This is a genomic window from Saccharopolyspora sp. NPDC045941 (assembly GCF_056431445.1).
In genome coordinates, this window is sequence record NZ_JBWKKU010000002.1 from 109,505 (window position 1) to 123,807 (window position 14,303).

Sequence of the window (14,303 nt, forward strand, 5' to 3'; positions counted from 1 at the left end):
AGCGGACCGGAGCCGGTACTAGCGGAAATCGGACACGCTGATGAAGCCCGATTCGTAGGCGAACACGACCGCTTGCGTGCGGTCCCGGGCGCCGAGTTTCGCCAGCACGTTGCCGACGTGGGTCTTGACGGTCTGCACGCCGATGAACAGCTCGGCGGCGATCTCGCCGTTGGACATCCCGCGCGCCACCAGGCGGAGGACCTCGGCTTCCCGCTCGGTGAGCTCGACCTGCGGGCGGCTCGCGCGGTGCGGCGCGGCAAGCCGGCGGATCGCGGCCGGGAACAGCAGCGATTCGCCACGTGCCGCGATCCGGATGGCCTGCGCGAGGTCCTCGGGCTGGCAGCGCTTGAGCAGGAATCCGGTCGCGCCGGCGCGCAGCGCGCTGTAGACGTGGTCGTCGTGCTCGAAGGTGGTGATCACGACGATGCGCGGCGGCTCCGGCACCGAATCCAGGATCGCGGTGGTGGCCTGGATCCCGTCGACCCCGGGCATCCGGACGTCCATCAGCACGACGTCCGGCCGCAGCCGCCGCACCAGCGGGACGACCTCGGCGCCGTCGGCGGCCTCCCCGACGACGGTCAGGTCGGGCTCGGCATCGATGAGGGCCCGCAGCCCGGAACGGATCAGCGGCTCGTCGTCGACGACCAGCACGGTCGTGGCTTCGCTCACGCCGCCGAGCGTATTGCGCCGCAGCCCGCCACGGGCGCGTCCCAGCGCGGACAGTGGTTTACCAGGGGAGACGAACGCGGAGCCGCCAGTCGTCGCCGTGCGCGGAGCCTTCCGCGTGGCCGCCGAGGGCCTTCGCGCGGCGCTTGATGCCGCTCAGGCCCAAGCCGTGGCCGGGAGTCGACGCCGAGCCCAGGGGATTGGTGATCTCCAGCTCCAGTGCGCCGGCGTCGATGGTGATCCGCACTGCGGCCTCCGCCCGGCCCGCGTGGCGCAAGGCGTTGGAGAGGCCCTCGCGCGCCGAGCGGTAGGTCTCGCGGCCCACCTGCGGCGGGACCGAGCTCGGGTCGCCCCGGACTTCGAGGCGCACCGCCAGACCGGCGAGCTCGGTGGAGCGGACCAGGTCGTCGAGGTCGGCCAGGTCCGGGTCGTCCGAAGTGGAGGATCGCAGGCTGCCCAGCGCGCGATCCAGGTCGGCGAGGGCGGTTCGCGTCGAATCCGCGATCACCGCGAGCGCCTCCCGGGCGAAGGCGGGGTCGCTGTCCAGCACCCGGTTCGCCGCACTCGCTTGCAGCGCAACGACGTTCAGCACGTGTCCGACCGAGTCGTGCAGCTCGGACGCGATCCGGTTCCGCTCGGACAGCTCCTCGACCTGCCGTCGCAACCGCTCGTGTTCGGACGGGCCCAGCAATGCCGGAGCGAGCCGGGCCAGCGCCGCGCCGACCGCCGCGACCAGGTGGAAGCCCGCGACGATCAGGCCCGCGCCGACCAGCGGTGCCCACCACTGCCCGATGCCGAGCGCCCGGTACAGCGGGATGCCGGCGAGCTCGGGCGGCGGGTGCAGCAACGGATCGGCGAGCAAGATCAGGATGAACGGCGGCACGATCAGCGTCAGCAGGCCGACACCGCAGCCGAGCACCAGGTGGACGACGAGCCAGCAGACGGTCCGCCACCGGTCCGGCCAGGTGGCGGCGGTGCTCGTCTCCGGCAGCCCGAGCAGCGCCTTCGCGGCGGCTCCCGACAGCGACCGCGTCGCCGGCAGCAACCCGGTGGCGACCACGGCGAGCACGACGAACGCGCTCTGCGCGATCCCGACCACGACAGGTGGAAGGCCGGGTCCGATGCCGGGGCCCAGCAGCGGCCCGAGCACTAGCCAGGCCACCGCCAGGTACGGGACGGCCAGGACGGCCCCGAGGATCAGGTGCACCCACCGGCGGTAAGTGGTTCGCGCGGTGAACGGTCTGATCAGGCGGGACGGCATGGCCACATCATCCCCGCGCGACCGGCACGCGAGCGCAGGTTCCGCACGGCTTGCGGCGCGTCGCTCGCTGGTACAGGTAGACGGACGGCCCGAGCACCAGCGCCCAGCACATCCAGCTCACGTAGAACAGCGCCCCGGGCCAGTAGTGCATCCCAGGAATCGCGTTCGCCGATGAGCCGGAGATCAGGTCGGCGACGGCGGTGGCGAAACCGGCCGGCCCCATCGTGAAGAGCAGCCCGGTGCCGAACCAGCCGCCGACGAGCAGCAGGCCTCGCGGAGTCGGGCGTCCGGCCAGGCCGGGGACCCAGCGCGGCCAGATCCGGCCCCACCGGTGCACGAGGGCCAGCGAGAGCACGATGCCGATCAGCGCGGCGGGCACGACCAACCAGCCGCTGGTGAACCCGTCCCTGGCGGGGTCCGGGTAGTCCAGCCCGATCGTGCCGCCCAGCGCCCAGTTGGTCTTGATCACCGGATAGGGCAGTGCGAACAGGACGCCGAGGTATCCGAGCCACGGCGGCGGTGGCGCGGCCGGGCCGCCGCAGCGACTACAAACCCCGGCGAGTGCCCGGACCCGCAGGACCGTCGCCCGGAACACCAGGATCGCGCTGGTCAACGCGAAGGCGCGAGTGGCGAACATCGGCCAGTCCGGCGGCAGGCTCATCAGGCCGGACAGCCTCAACAGGTCGAACAGGATGCCGCCGGCCGCCCAGAGCAGCAGCAACGCGGCAGCGCCGTTGATCGCGACGAGCGCGCGGCGGGCTCGCAGCGGCGAAAGCAGCAGCGCCGCGCCGAGCACGCCGGCCGCTGCGGCCAGCGGCGTCGCCCAGTCCGGGAGATCGACGATGACGAAACCGCGCGGCAGGAAGTGCCGCGATTCGAAAGAGAGGAAGGTCAAGGTCGACGCGATCAGCGCCGCCTGGCTCGATTTGAGCATCTGCGCTCCTGGTGGCTCGGGTGAACTCACCAGCAATGCTCGGGATCTCGCGGCCCGCGAACCTCCCGCCCGGGCTGGGGCGGCCTCCCTCGCGCGGGGGATTTCGATCGAGACGGGTGCATTTTGCGCGTTTCATCCCTATCGTCGCGGCATGGCTCAATCGAAGATCAGCACCAGGCGTGGCTTCAAGATCCTCGGCGCCGCTGCGGGCGCCGCGTTCGCCCTCGTGGTCACGGCCGGGTGCAACGACCCGGCGCCAGCCCCGGAGCAGCAGCAGGAGCAGCAGCAGGACGGCGACGACCAGCAGCAGGGCGACCAGCAGGACGGCGGCGACCAGCAGGGCGGCGAGCAGGACGACGACTGACGGCGCGGGGCGCGGGTGCACCCCGGCTGTGCATCCGCGCACCCCCGCGCGACCGGCCCCGATGCCGCCGCGAGCGAGCACCTAGACTTCGGGGTGTGAGTCTCACCCTCGGAATCGTCGGGCTGCCCAACGTCGGCAAGTCCACCCTGTTCAACGCGCTGACCAGCAACGACGCCCTCGCGGCGAACTACCCGTTCGCCACCATCGAGCCGAACGTCGGTGTGGTGCCGCTGCCGGACGAGCGGCTGGACAAGCTCGCCGAGGTCTTCGGCTCGGCGAAGACGGTGCCCGCCACGGTGTCGTTCGTCGACATCGCGGGCCTGGTCAAGGGCGCCTCCGAGGGGCAGGGGCTGGGCAACAAGTTCCTCGCCAACATCCGCGAGGCCGACGCGATCTGCCAGGTCATCCGCGTCTTCGACGACCCCGACGTGGTGCACGTCGACGGCCGGGTGGACCCGTCCAGCGACATCGAGACGATCAACACCGAGCTGATCCTGGCCGACCTGCAGACCCTGGAGAAGGCGCTGCCGCGGCTGGAGAAGGAAGCCCGCACCCACAAGGAAAAGCGGCCGGCCCTGGAGATCGCGCAGCAGGCCAAGGAGATCCTCGACTCCGGCCAGACCCTGTTCGCCGCGGGCCTGGGCAAGGACACGCCGGACCTGCGCGAGCTCAACCTGCTGACCACCAAGCCGTTCCTCTACGTGTTCAACGCGGACGAGGGCGTGCTGGCCGACGAGGCGAAGCAGAAGGAACTGCGCGACCTGGTCGCGCCCGGCGACGCGGTGTTCCTGGACGCCAAGGTCGAGGCGGAGCTCAAGGAGCTGGACGAGGAGTCCCAGCGCGAGCTGCTGGAATCGATCGGCCAGCCGGAGCCGGGCCTGAACGCGCTGGCCCGCGCGGGCTTCCACACGCTGGGCCTGCAGACCTACCTGACGGCCGGGCCGAAGGAGGCGCGGGCCTGGACGATCCGCCAGGGCTGGACGGCACCGCAGGCGGCCGGGGTGATCCACACCGACTTCGAGCGCGGCTTCATCAAGGCGGAGATCGTCTCCTTCGGCGACCTGATCGCGGCGGGCACGATGGCGGAGGCCAAGTCGGCGGGCAAGGTCCGCATGGAGGGCAAGGACTACGTCATGACCGACGGCGACGTCGTGGAGTTCCGCTTCAACGTCTGACTTCGGGGGGCGGGAAGTGGGCCTGGAAGACGACCCCTTCGCGTACGCGGTGACGAAGTCCGGAAGCGTGCGGGTGAGCCGGGGAGGCCGCGTCGTGGCGACGGTCTCCGGCGCCCGAGCGCAGCGCTTGATCGCGTCGCTCGGCGTCGGCGAGGAGTCCGACCAGCTGCCCCCCGCGAAGGTGACCGGCAACTACAAGCGCGGCAACGAACGCCGACCGAAGGCCTGACCTGACGCCCGACGCCGACCTGGCTGCTAGCGAGGGCGGCGTGGGGTGAGCCGGTCCAAGTCGATGCTGATCTCGAACGGCACTGGCCGCTGGAGGGCGCCGCGGAAGATGCCTGCCGGGGCGTAGATGCCGGTCGGCTCGTCGAGTTCGTAGACGTGCACTGCCGCTGATGCGTCCTCGTCTTCGACGTACCAGTAGTGCCGGATGCCCGCGTCGGCGTACTTGCGCAGCTTGACCGTTCGGTCGCGATGTGCCGACTCGGGCGAGACGACCTCCACCACCAGCAGCACGTCCTGCGGCTCGTACCAGGTCCGGTCCGGGTCGAACGGTGCCGTGGTGACCAGCAGGTCGGGCTCGGGCCTGTTGCGCGCGTCGAGCCGGATCGTCATCTCCCGCTCGACCTCGATGCCGGCGGGGGCCTGGCGGGAGAGCTCTACGGTCAGGCCGGTGACGAGACGGCCGTGCCAGGACCGCTGCGGGGTCATCATGAAGACGAGGGCTCCGTCGATCAGCTCGGTGTGTCGAGGCGCCTCGGGGAGGCGGTCCAGATCCTCCGCGAACCAGCCTTCAGCGCGCGGCGGGCGCATCCAGTCGGGCAGCGTGGTCATGGGTCAACGGTAGCGAGTCGGCGCGGTCGGGGCCACGAGCTACGCCAGGAGCTTGCCTACCGTTCGGTGGCTACGAGGTAGGTGGCGAGGGCCGTTCTGGTTTGTTGGAGGCACGTCAGGCGGTCGTCTATCGCCGCCAGTTGGGTTCGGAGGGTGGCCACGAGGTCCGGGCACGGTTCGAGGACCGGTAGCTCGCCCCTCGCGGAGGGCAGGACCGTGCGGATCATCTCCGTGTTCAGGCCCGCCGCCAGCAGGTTCCGGATCTGCGCGACGACCGTCAGCGCTTCCTCACGGTAGTAGCGGTAGCCGCTCGGCGCTCGTTCCGAGGTGAGCAGGCCCTGTTGTTCGTAGTAGCGCAGCCGGCGCTGGCTGACGCCGCTCCGGCGGGACAGCTCGCCGATCTTCATGAGATCCGGCTCACGCGTCGTTGACTCTGACATCACTGTCAAACTCTAGCGTCGGTGGCATGCGAAGTCAGCGGAGTGGGTGGGCCCTGGTGGCGCTGATGGCCTGCGTGTTCGCCGTGGGATCCGCCGAGTACGCGGTGATCGGCGTCCTGCCGGACATCGCGGCGGACCTGCGCGTGTCGGTCGGTACGACGGGCCTGCTCGTCACCGGCTACGCGCTGACGGTCGCGCTGGCCGGGCCGGTGGTCACCGCCGCGACCACGCGGCTGCCGCGGAAAGCGCTGCTCGTCGGCCTGATCGTCGTGTTCACCGCGGGCAACGTGCTGGCTGCGGTCGCCGACGCCTTCGGGCTGGTGATGATCGCTCGGGTGCTCGCGGCGCTCGTGCACTCGACCTTCTTCGCCGTCGGTCTGGTGCAGGCCGTGTCGGTGGTGGGCGAGGAGCGCCGCGGTTGGGCGATTGCGGTGGTGAGCGCCGGGCTCAACCTGGCGACCGTGCTCGGCGCGCCGCTGGGCACGTTCATCGGCCACGAGCTCGGTTGGCGCGCCACGTTCTGGGCGATCGCCGCGTTGAGCCTGGTCGCCACGGTGGTCGTCGCGGTCGCCGTGCCGTCGTCGCGGGCGGCCGGGGCCTCTTCGGCGCGGGCGGAGATCAGGGCGCTGGGCAGTCGCGAGGTGCTCGTGATCGTCGTGGTCACCGTGCTCACGCAGATCGCCCTCTTCACGCCGTACACCTACATCGCCACGATCCTCACCGGCGTCTCCGGTTTCGGGGCCGGGGCGGTGGCCTGGCTGCTGATGGTGTTCGGCGTGGGCGGGCTGCTGGGGAACCTGGTGGGCGGCCGGTTGGCAGACCTGCGGCCGTGGGGTTCGGTTCGCGGGCTGCTCGCCGGAATGGCCGTCGTGCTCGGGGTTTTCGGCCTGGTCGTGCGGGATCCGGTGGCCGCGGCGGCGGGAGTGTTCGTGCTCGGGGCGGTGAGCTGCGCGCTGATCCCGGCGTTGCAGGCCCGGGCGTTCGCTGCGGCAGCGGGCGCGCCGACCCTGACGGTCGCCGTGAACACCTCGGCGTTCAACCTCGGCAACGCCGGCGGTGCGTGGATCGGTGGCCGGGTGCTCGACGGCGGTGCCGGGCCGTACTGGCTCATCGGGATCGGAATTTTCGCCGCGCTGGCCGCGTTGGCGGTCACCGGCGCTCGGCGAACGGTTGATGTGAAAGGAAAAATCGATGTCTCTGTCCGTTGAGGTGCGTGGTTCCGGGCCCGGGCTGTTGCTGGCCCACGGCGCGGGTGGGTCGGCTGCGGCGAACTTCCCGTTCATCGACGAGCTCGCCGGGAAGCGCACGGTCGTCGCGCCGGACTACCCCGGCTCGGGCGGCACGCCGAAGGCCGACCAGCCGCTCGAACTGGACCGGCTCGTCGACGAGGTCGTCGCGTCGGCGGTCGACGCGGGCGTGGAAACCTTTGGCGTGCTGGGCTATTCGATGGGCACGACGGTCGCCGTCCGGGCGGCCGTGCGATACCCGGAGCGCGTCACGTCGCTGGTGCTCACTGCCGGATTCGCCGCCGCCGACCGGCACTTCCGGCTCAACCTGGACCTCTGGCAGCAGCTGCTCGACGGCCCGGACCGGGAAGCGCTCGCGCGATTCGTGCTGCTGAACTGCTTCAGCCCGGCGGCGCTGAACTCCATCGACGACTGGGACGAAGTGTTCCGGGGCACCGCCGACGGCGTGCCGGTCGGCACCGGCGACCACCTCGACCTGCTGCGCACCGTCGACGTCCGCGCCGACCTGCCGAAGATCTCCGTGCCGACGCTGGTCGTCGCGACCACCCAGGACACCTTGGTGTCGCCGCACAACTCCGGCGAGCTCGTCGCGAAGATTCCCGGCGCGCGGCTGGTCGAGGTCGACTCCGGGCACCTCATCGGTGCGGAGAACCCGAAACCGTGGCTCGCGGCGATCCAGGACTTCCTGGGCTGAGCCTCGCTCTGACCGCAGTTCGGCGACCCCGGCCACTTGCGCGGGGTCAGCCGAACGGTGTGGCCAGCAGCGGGATTCGGCGCAGGTCTTCGACCGTGCAGCGCAGGCCGGCAAGAGCGCAGTCTCGAACTCGATCCCCTGGATCCACGGCTCTTCCAAGGCCTCGGGCGCTTCGCCGAACTGATCGAGGAACTCCTGTTCGCCGGGGATGATCAGAGTCTTCACAGTAGTGAGCAGAAACGCACTCGCTCCGGACTGCTCACGGCACCAGCACGAGGCGGCCGCGGAGACCGCCGCGCGCGAGCCGCTCGTGGGCTTCGGCGACCTGGTCCAACGGCATGGCCTCGGCGACCCGCAAGGTGATCGTGCCGGACTCCGCCAGCGCGACCAGCTCGGCGAGACCCTTCCCATCGGCCCGGATCCAGTGGTTGAAGACGTGAGTGCCGCGCAGCGGGCGCGGCTCCGCGCCACCGACGAGCGCCGCGAACGCTCCGCCCGAGCGGACGGCGTCCAGTGCTTCTGCGCCGAGGGCTGCGGCGTCGATCGCCGCGTCCGCGCCGCCGGGCACCAGGCGGCGAACGGCCTCGCCCAGGCGGACGCCACGCGGCACGAACACCTCCGCACCCAGCTTCCGGACCAGCGTCTCGTCCTGTGCCGAGGCCGTTGCGACCACTCGCAGGCCGCGGGCCGCCGCGAGCTCCACGGCGAAGCCGCCGACCGCTCCGGCAGCCCCGGTGACCAGCAGGGTCTGGCCCGGATCCAGGGCGAGCGCGTCGAGGGCTTGGGCGGCGGTGAGCCCGCTGAGCGGCAGTGTTGCGGCTTCCACCAGGTCGATGCCCGCGGGCGCGTGTGCGAGCGCGTCCGCATCGAGCGCGACGTGGTCGGCCTGGGTGCCCAGCGGCACGTCCAGCCGGTCCGACATGCCGATCACGCGGTCTCCTGGCCGGAATCGGGTGACCTCGTCGCCGGTGGCCTCGACGACTCCGGCGGCATCCCAGCCGATCCCGATGACCTCGCGCGCCGGGAGCAGGCCCGCATCGGTGAGCGCACCGTTTCGGGTGGCCAGGTCGACCGGGTTGACCGTGGCCGCCGCCACCCGGATCAGGACCTGCCGCGGCCCGACCTCGGGCACGGCCACATCCGCGATCTCCAGCACTCCGGCTCCGCCGAACGCACGGATGACGACTGCTCGCATGGGGTTCTCCTGGTTCCTTAGCGTCTTGATGACAAACCTAGGGAGAGCTACTCTCCGTCAGGAAGTACGCACTTCAAGGTGCGTATCGCACGCAGACGGGAGTGCTGTGGCCACGCAGACCGCCGCGCAGAGGCGCGCAGAAGCCCGAACCGCGTACGACGCGTACCTCGCCGAGTGCCCGGCCCGGCAGCTGCTCGACCGGATCAGCGACAAGTGGGTGAGCCTCGTGCTCAACGCGCTCGCGGGCGGCCCGCAGCGCTACAGCGACCTGTCGCGCACGATCGCCGGCGTCAGCCAGAAGATGCTCACCCAGACCCTGCGGAACCTCGAACGGGACGGACTCGTGTCCCGCGCGGTGACTCCTTCGGTGCCGGTGCGCGTCGACTACGCGCTCACGGGGCTGGGGGAGAGCCTGCTGCCGGTGGTGCAGGCGGCCAAGGCCTGGGCGGAATCCCACATCGACGAGATCCACGCGGCCCGCACCGCCTACGACAGCCGCTGAACAACCCCGTTGACCAGCGCGAACCGGGGGCTCGACGTGCCCTCCGGTCCCAGGAAGTCCTCTGTGGAACGAGTCGGCGCCGTGCCGGTTCGATCGGCGAGCCCTTCTTCCGGCTCGCGATGCGGTTCGGTCGAGTTCCGGCCGCTGACGCCTGAGCCGGGCGGCGCGTTCGAGCCCGTCGAATTGGCCGGTTGACTGCTAGCGTGTCGAAGATGACCGCAGATCCGGTGCTGGTGATCGGCGCGGGCGTGCAGGGCCTGACGACCGGGGTCGTCCTCGCCGAGGCGGGCCGGCGCGTGCGCATCCGCACCGCCGACCGGCCGCAGGACACCACTTCCGCGGTCGCGGGCGCGATGTGGGGCCCGGCGATGCTGCGGCCCGCCGACCGGGTGTTGTACTGGGTGACCAGGTCCCACGCCGAGTTCACCGCGCTCGCCCGCGACGAGGGCTCCGGCGTGCACCTGGCCGCGGGGCGGATGGCGGCGCGGTTCGACCTCGGCGACTCGGTCCCGCCCGAGGCGAGGCTGATCCCCGACCTGCGCCCCTGCACACCCGAGGAACTGCCGGACGGGTTCGTCAGCGGCTACCGCGCGACCGTGCCGCTGATCGACATGCCGCGCTACCTCGACCACCTGGTCACCCGGTTCCGCGACGCCGGCGGTGACCTCCAGCTCAGTCCCGTCCCGACGCTGGCCGAGGCGGTCGCCGAATCCTCGACGGTGGTCAACTGCACCGGCGTCGGAGCGCGGGAACTCGTCGGCGACCCCGGCGTTCACCCGGTGCGCGGCCAGCACGTCGTGGTGCGCAACCCGGGGATCGACGAGTACTTCATCGAGCTCAGCGACTCCGGCGAGTTCACCTCGTACATGCCGCACGGCGACCGCGTCGTGCTCGGCGGCGTCGCAGGCGAACAGGACTGGAACTGCACGCCCCGCCGCGAGGACAGCGAGGGCATCCGGCGCCGGTGCGCCGCGGTGGAGCCGCGGCTGGCCGACGCCGAAGTGCTCGCGGAACTGGTCGGGCTGCGGCCCGGCCGGGAATCGGTGCGGGTGGAGGTCGAGCACTACGAAGGCGCGCGGATCATCCACAACTACGGCCACGGCGGTTGCGGCGTCGCGCTGTCCTGGGGATGCGCCTTCGAGGCCGCCGACCTCGCCGAAGAGATCGGCTGAGCCGCTCAGGACCTGAGCTGCTCCACGACGTTGTCGATCTCCTGGGCGAGCGACGTGTCGTTGGCCGTGATGCCGCCCTTCGAGTGCGTGGTGCAGTAGAACGTCACGGTGCGCCAGCGGATGTCCATGTCCGGGTGGTGGTTCTCGCTCTCGGCGATCTCGGCGATCCGGTTCACCGCCTGGATCGCCTGCGGGAAGTTGCCGAACTCGACGGTGCGGGTCAGCTTGACGCCGGACTGGGTCCACTCCGGCAGGTGCTGGAGCGCTTCGGTGACCTGGTTATCGGTGAGCAGTTCCGTCATACCGACATGGTGGAGGTTCGGCGCGCCGACCTCCACCCGGCGCCGCTCACGGGACGCGTCGCGGACGCTCCAAGTAGGTGCTGTCCGGATCGGTGAAGCCGTAGCCGCGGTAGAGGCCGTGCGCGTCGTCGGTGTGCAGCATCCAGCGGAAATCACGGCCGGGGCCGTCCTCGATCATGCCCTGCACCAGGGCCTTGCCGATGCCGTGGCCGCGCGCCTCCGGGAGGACGAACACGTCGGCCAGGTACGCCATGCCCACCCCGTCGGAGAACGCCCGTGCGAAACCGATCAGCCCGCCGTCCGTCTTCCGGTAGGCGCCGACGACGCGCCAGGCCAGGTCGATCTGCTTGTCGAGATCCTCCCGCTTGCGCCACTTGCCCCAATACGCCTGCGTGGAAAGGAAATCCCACACCGCGTCGCGATCGACCCTGGCCCGCGCATCGTCCACCTCGAACTCCATGCCCCGAGCGTATCGGCCCGGCCAACCGGTTTAGCCGGACGAGGTGTGCGGGCCGAGCCGCTTGGTGGCCCCATGAGGTGGCGTTTTCGCGCGAAACGGCGCACGACCGAGCCCTACAAGCAGGCGTGCAGCGCGGTCAGGAGGCGGTGCGAACGGTTGTCGAAACCCTCCGTTCGCATCAGGCACGGGCTGAAGGCGAACGCCACGCCCAGGCGCGGCCAGCAGCCGAACAGCGAACCGCCCGCCCCGCTGTGGCCGAACCCCGTGGCTTCCGGGCCGTAGGTCTCGATCGAGTCCTGCAGCTCGTAGCCCAGGCCGAAGGCCAGCGGCCGGCCGGTGCCCGGATCGGTGCCCCGGCTCTCCTCGCGGCGGATCCGGTCGAGCGTCCGGCCGCCGACGAGCTCGCCGGTCACCAGCGCCGAGTACACCGCGGCCATGCCGCGAGCGGACGCCATCGCACCGCCGCCCGGGCTGCCGCCGACCCACCACGCCGGGGTGTTCCAGGGCGCGTCATCGCCCAGCAGCGTGGGCGGATTCCCGTAGACCTTGTCGCGGTAGGCCAGGGCCTCCGGCGTGTTCAGCCGGTTCGCCACCTGGTAGTCGGCCGCCCGCCAGCGCCGCCCGGTGCACGGCCACTCGGACTCGGGCAGCCCCAGCCAGAAGTCGGCCGGAACCCGCTCCGCGACCTCGGCGCGCAGGTACTCGCCGACCTCCCGCCCGTCGACCCGCCGGATCAGCTCCGCCGCCAGCCAGCCGAAGGTCAGCGCGTGGTAGGCGGTGGTCGTCCCGACCGGCCACAGTGGAGCCTGCGCGGCCAGCAGCTCGGCCATCGCCCGGTTGTCCATCGCCGCCTCGCGGGTGACCGGCTTCGCCGGGTACGGCAACCCCGCCGAGTGCGAGAGCAGCTGCCTGACCAGGACGTCCTGCTTGCCCGCCGCGCCGAACTCCGGCCAGTACCGGACCACCGGCGCGTCCGGGTCGAGCGCGCCGCCGTCGACCAGCAGGGCGACGCCGGTGGCGACGATGCCCTTGGTGCCGGAGAACACCGGCATCAGGGTGTCGGTCGTCATCGGCTCGGTGGCGGCCTGGTCGCGGTGCCCGGCCTGCAGGTCGAGGATCTGCTCGCCGTCGCGGAAGACGGCGAACGCCGCACCCGCCGCATCGGCCGCCACCACCTCGGCGAACTCCTCGGCAACCCGCTCGAAACCCGCTGCGACCGACATCAGTTCTTCGCCTCCAGCTGGAAGTTGGGCGCGTCGCTCAACAGCGACCGGGTGTAGTCGTGCTGCGGCGCGGTGAACAGCTCCTCGGCCGGCGCCTGCTCCACGATGCGCCCGTTCTGCAGGATCGCGACCCGCTGCGCGATGTTGCGCACCAGCGCGATGTTGTGCGTGACGAACACCAGCGCCAACCCCATCTTCTCCCGCAGGTCCCGGAGCAGGTCGACGATCGCCGACTGCACCGAGACGTCCAGCGCGGAGGTGATCTCGTCGCAGATCAGCACCTCGGGCCGAGTGACCAGGGCGCGCGCGATCGCCACCCGCTGCCGCTCGCCGCCGCTGAGCTGGTCGGGGTAGCGCTCGGCGATGTCCGGCCGCAGCGCGGCGAGCTCCAGCGCCTCGATGACCCGCTCCGACGTGCTCTTGCCGCCGGAATCCCCGCCGAGCACCGAGATCGGCTGCGCCACCAGGTCGCGGACCCGGCGTCGCGGGTTCAGCGACTCGTACGGGTTCTGGAACACGTACTGCACCTGTCGTCGCTGCTCGCGGGTGCGCTTGCCGCTGCCGGCCGCCAGCTCCTCGCCGTGCAGCAGCACCGAGCCCTCGTGCTTCGGGTGCAGACCGGCCAGGCAGCGCGAGAGCGTGGTCTTGCCGCTGCCCGACTCGCCCAGCAGCGCGAGGCAGGAACCCGGCGACACGCTCAGCGAAACGTCTTGCAGCACCGGGGAATCGGTGTACCAGGCCCGGATGTTGCGGATCTCGAGAACCGGTTCCGCCTCGGCCGGAGCGGAATCCGACGTGCGAGCCGGTGCCACGAGACGCCCGGAACGCGGCTGCAGGCAGCGGATTTCGTGGCCGGGGGAGACCTCCTGCACCGGCGGAACCTCGGTGCGGCACTCGTCGGTCGCGGCAGCGCAGCGCGGCGCGAACGCGCAGCCGTCCGGGCGGCTCAGCGGCGACGGCGCTTGGCCGTCGATGGCCTGCATCGCCCGCTCGCCGTCCAGGTCCGGCACCGCGAGCACCAGGCCCGCCGTGTAGTGGTGGCGCGGCTCGTTCAGCACCTCGGCGGTCGGGCCGGTCTCCACGATCCGGCCCGAGTACATCACCGCGATGCGGTCGGCCAGCTCCGCGACCACCGCCATGTCGTGCGAGATGTACACGCCCGCCGTCCCGTGCCGCTCGCACATCTCGCGGATCGTGGTCAGCACCCGCTTCTGGGTGGTCACGTCCAGGCCCGTGGTCGGCTCGTCCAGCACCACGACCTCCGGGCGGCCGACGAAGGCCATCGCGATCGCGATGCGCTGCTGCTGACCGCCGGAGAGCTGGTGCGGGTACCGGCTCAGGAACTCGTCGTCATCGGGCAGCGCGACCTCGGTCAGGACCTGCTTGATCCGCCGCTTCGCCGCTTCACCGGAGACGTCGTGCACGCCCTCCGCGAGCTGCGTGTGCAGGCGCAGCGCCGGGTTCAGCGCCGAGCCCGGCGACTGCGGGATGTACGCGACCCGGCGGCCGCGCAGCGCGGCGGCCCGCTTCGGCGGCAGCGCGGTGAGGTCGGTGTCGCCGACGAGGATGCGGCCGTCGGCGATCCGGGTGCCGCGCTTGCAGTAGCGCAGCATCGCCAGGCCGAGCGTGGTCTTGCCGGAGCCGGATTCACCGATCAGGCCGAGGATCTCACCCGGCGCCAAGGTGAAGCTCACGTCGGCGACGATGGCGGCTTCCGAGGGCACGCCCCGGATCTCCAGTCCGGTGGCGTCCAGAGCAGCGGCGGTCATCGGCACCCCCAACGGGTCGGCGACAGGTCGTGGTCCGGGATCTCCCGCAATTTCAATGGAAA

Annotated in this window: 17 protein-coding genes; 7 read left to right on the forward strand and 10 right to left on the reverse strand. The window is 71.4% G+C overall.

Translation table 11 applies throughout. The annotated features are described in order from the left end of the window. Positions 1-18: 18 nt before the first annotated feature. The 3 genes from AC07FN_RS02280 to AC07FN_RS02290 are packed head-to-tail and all read right to left on the reverse strand — an operon-like array spanning position 19 to position 2,861. On the reverse strand, positions 19-669 hold the full coding sequence (locus tag AC07FN_RS02280) for a response regulator (RefSeq protein WP_478393966.1): 651 nt from the start codon (positions 667-669) through the stop codon (positions 19-21). 58 nt (positions 670-727) lie between these two features. Next, positions 728-1,927 (reverse strand): sensor histidine kinase, encoded by a 1,200-nt coding sequence (locus AC07FN_RS02285; protein WP_478393967.1) that lies wholly within the window; start codon positions 1,925-1,927, stop codon positions 728-730. 7 nt (positions 1,928-1,934) lie between these two features. Beyond that, a complete protein-coding gene (locus AC07FN_RS02290) occupies positions 1,935-2,861 on the reverse strand; it encodes a hypothetical protein (protein WP_478393968.1) in 927 nt (308 codons plus the stop codon). Positions 2,862-3,012: 151 nt separating this feature from the next. Here AC07FN_RS02290 and AC07FN_RS02295 point away from each other — a divergent pair, with 151 nt between their 5' ends. From AC07FN_RS02295 to AC07FN_RS02305, 3 genes are all read left to right on the forward strand, one after another. After that, entirely contained in the window at positions 3,013-3,225 is a 213-nt protein-coding gene (locus tag AC07FN_RS02295; protein WP_478393969.1) for a hypothetical protein, read from the forward strand. Positions 3,226-3,320: 95 nt separating this feature from the next. Continuing rightward, positions 3,321-4,400, forward strand: a complete 1,080-nt coding sequence (gene ychF, locus AC07FN_RS02300; protein ID WP_478393970.1) for a redox-regulated ATPase YchF — start codon at positions 3,321-3,323, stop codon at positions 4,398-4,400. Between the two features lie 16 nt (positions 4,401-4,416). Continuing rightward, a complete protein-coding gene (locus tag AC07FN_RS02305) occupies positions 4,417-4,629 on the forward strand; it encodes a hypothetical protein (protein ID WP_478393971.1) in 213 nt (70 codons plus the stop codon). Between the two features lie 26 nt (positions 4,630-4,655). On the opposite strand, the gene AC07FN_RS02310 is transcribed toward AC07FN_RS02305, so the two are convergent. Beyond that, complete coding sequence (locus tag AC07FN_RS02310; protein ID WP_478393972.1) at positions 4,656-5,237, reverse strand: Uma2 family endonuclease; 582 nt, start codon at positions 5,235-5,237, stop codon at positions 4,656-4,658. A gap of 56 nt (positions 5,238-5,293) precedes the next feature. After that, positions 5,294-5,644: a MerR family transcriptional regulator gene (locus AC07FN_RS02315; RefSeq protein ID WP_478394081.1), complete on the reverse strand. Its 351-nt coding sequence runs from the start codon at positions 5,642-5,644 to the stop codon at positions 5,294-5,296. A 59-nt stretch (positions 5,645-5,703) separates the two neighbouring features. On the opposite strand from AC07FN_RS02315, the gene AC07FN_RS02320 reads away from it, so the two are divergent. Continuing rightward, positions 5,704-6,885, forward strand: a complete 1,182-nt coding sequence (locus AC07FN_RS02320; RefSeq protein WP_478393973.1) for an MFS transporter — start codon at positions 5,704-5,706, stop codon at positions 6,883-6,885. Further along, on the forward strand, positions 6,869-7,618 hold the full coding sequence (locus AC07FN_RS02325; RefSeq protein WP_478393974.1) for an alpha/beta fold hydrolase: 750 nt from the start codon (positions 6,869-6,871) through the stop codon (positions 7,616-7,618). The genes AC07FN_RS02320 and AC07FN_RS02325 overlap by 17 nt, the downstream gene beginning before the upstream one ends. Positions 7,619-7,877: 259 nt before the next feature. Here AC07FN_RS02325 and AC07FN_RS02330 read toward each other — a convergent pair whose 3' ends face one another. After that, positions 7,878-8,813, reverse strand: coding sequence for an NADP-dependent oxidoreductase (locus AC07FN_RS02330; protein WP_478393975.1), 936 nt, complete (start codon positions 8,811-8,813; stop codon positions 7,878-7,880). Positions 8,814-8,919: 106 nt separating this feature from the next. On the opposite strand from AC07FN_RS02330, the gene AC07FN_RS02335 reads away from it, so the two are divergent. Together AC07FN_RS02335 and AC07FN_RS02340 are read left to right on the forward strand one after the other, a co-directional pair. Further along, the gene (locus tag AC07FN_RS02335) at positions 8,920-9,315 is read left to right on the forward strand and encodes a winged helix-turn-helix transcriptional regulator (protein ID WP_478393976.1); all 396 of its coding nucleotides are present in this window, start codon (positions 8,920-8,922) and stop codon (positions 9,313-9,315) included. A 212-nt stretch (positions 9,316-9,527) separates the two neighbouring features. Further along, positions 9,528-10,487, forward strand: coding sequence for an FAD-dependent oxidoreductase (locus AC07FN_RS02340; protein WP_478393977.1), 960 nt, complete (start codon positions 9,528-9,530; stop codon positions 10,485-10,487). A 5-nt stretch (positions 10,488-10,492) separates the two neighbouring features. Here the strand turns inward: AC07FN_RS02340 and AC07FN_RS02345 are convergent, their stop codons facing one another. From AC07FN_RS02345 to AC07FN_RS02360, 4 genes are all read right to left on the reverse strand, one after another. Further along, entirely contained in the window at positions 10,493-10,789 is a 297-nt protein-coding gene (locus tag AC07FN_RS02345; protein WP_452614772.1) for a 4a-hydroxytetrahydrobiopterin dehydratase, read from the reverse strand. A 46-nt stretch (positions 10,790-10,835) separates the two neighbouring features. Beyond that, positions 10,836-11,249 (reverse strand): GNAT family N-acetyltransferase, encoded by a 414-nt coding sequence (locus tag AC07FN_RS02350; protein WP_478393978.1) that lies wholly within the window; start codon positions 11,247-11,249, stop codon positions 10,836-10,838. A 113-nt stretch (positions 11,250-11,362) separates the two neighbouring features. Beyond that, positions 11,363-12,472: a serine hydrolase domain-containing protein gene (locus AC07FN_RS02355; protein ID WP_478393979.1), complete on the reverse strand. Its 1,110-nt coding sequence runs from the start codon at positions 12,470-12,472 to the stop codon at positions 11,363-11,365. Then, positions 12,472-14,241, reverse strand: a complete 1,770-nt coding sequence (locus AC07FN_RS02360; protein ID WP_478393980.1) for an ABC transporter ATP-binding protein — start codon at positions 14,239-14,241, stop codon at positions 12,472-12,474. The genes AC07FN_RS02355 and AC07FN_RS02360 overlap by 1 nt, the downstream gene beginning before the upstream one ends. Between the last annotated feature and the right edge of the window lie 62 nt (positions 14,242-14,303).

What these genes read in the sequence shown, in the direction of transcription:
- AC07FN_RS02285 (WP_478393967.1), bottom strand. Translation starts at nt 1,927, where the DNA reads ATGCCGTCCCGCCTGATCAGACCGTTCACCGCGCGAACCACTTACCGC.
- AC07FN_RS02290 (WP_478393968.1), bottom strand. Translation starts at nt 2,861, where the DNA reads ATGCTCAAATCGAGCCAGGCGGCGCTGATCGCGTCGACCTTGACCTTC.
- AC07FN_RS02295 (WP_478393969.1), top strand. Translation starts at nt 3,013, where the DNA reads ATGGCTCAATCGAAGATCAGCACCAGGCGTGGCTTCAAGATCCTCGGC.
- AC07FN_RS02310 (WP_478393972.1), bottom strand. Translation starts at nt 5,237, where the DNA reads ATGACCACGCTGCCCGACTGGATGCGCCCGCCGCGCGCTGAAGGCTGG.
- AC07FN_RS02315 (WP_478394081.1), bottom strand. Translation starts at nt 5,644, where the DNA reads ATGAAGATCGGCGAGCTGTCCCGCCGGAGCGGCGTCAGCCAGCGCCGG.
- AC07FN_RS02320 (WP_478393973.1), top strand. Translation starts at nt 5,704, where the DNA reads ATGCGAAGTCAGCGGAGTGGGTGGGCCCTGGTGGCGCTGATGGCCTGC.
- AC07FN_RS02325 (WP_478393974.1), top strand. Translation starts at nt 6,869, where the DNA reads ATGTCTCTGTCCGTTGAGGTGCGTGGTTCCGGGCCCGGGCTGTTGCTG.
- AC07FN_RS02330 (WP_478393975.1), bottom strand. Translation starts at nt 8,813, where the DNA reads ATGCGAGCAGTCGTCATCCGTGCGTTCGGCGGAGCCGGAGTGCTGGAG.
- AC07FN_RS02340 (WP_478393977.1), top strand. Translation starts at nt 9,528, where the DNA reads ATGACCGCAGATCCGGTGCTGGTGATCGGCGCGGGCGTGCAGGGCCTG.
- AC07FN_RS02345 (WP_452614772.1), bottom strand. Translation starts at nt 10,789, where the DNA reads ATGACGGAACTGCTCACCGATAACCAGGTCACCGAAGCGCTCCAGCAC.
- AC07FN_RS02350 (WP_478393978.1), bottom strand. Translation starts at nt 11,249, where the DNA reads ATGGAGTTCGAGGTGGACGATGCGCGGGCCAGGGTCGATCGCGACGCG.
- AC07FN_RS02355 (WP_478393979.1), bottom strand. Translation starts at nt 12,472, where the DNA reads ATGTCGGTCGCAGCGGGTTTCGAGCGGGTTGCCGAGGAGTTCGCCGAG.
- AC07FN_RS02360 (WP_478393980.1), bottom strand. Translation starts at nt 14,241, where the DNA reads ATGACCGCCGCTGCTCTGGACGCCACCGGACTGGAGATCCGGGGCGTG.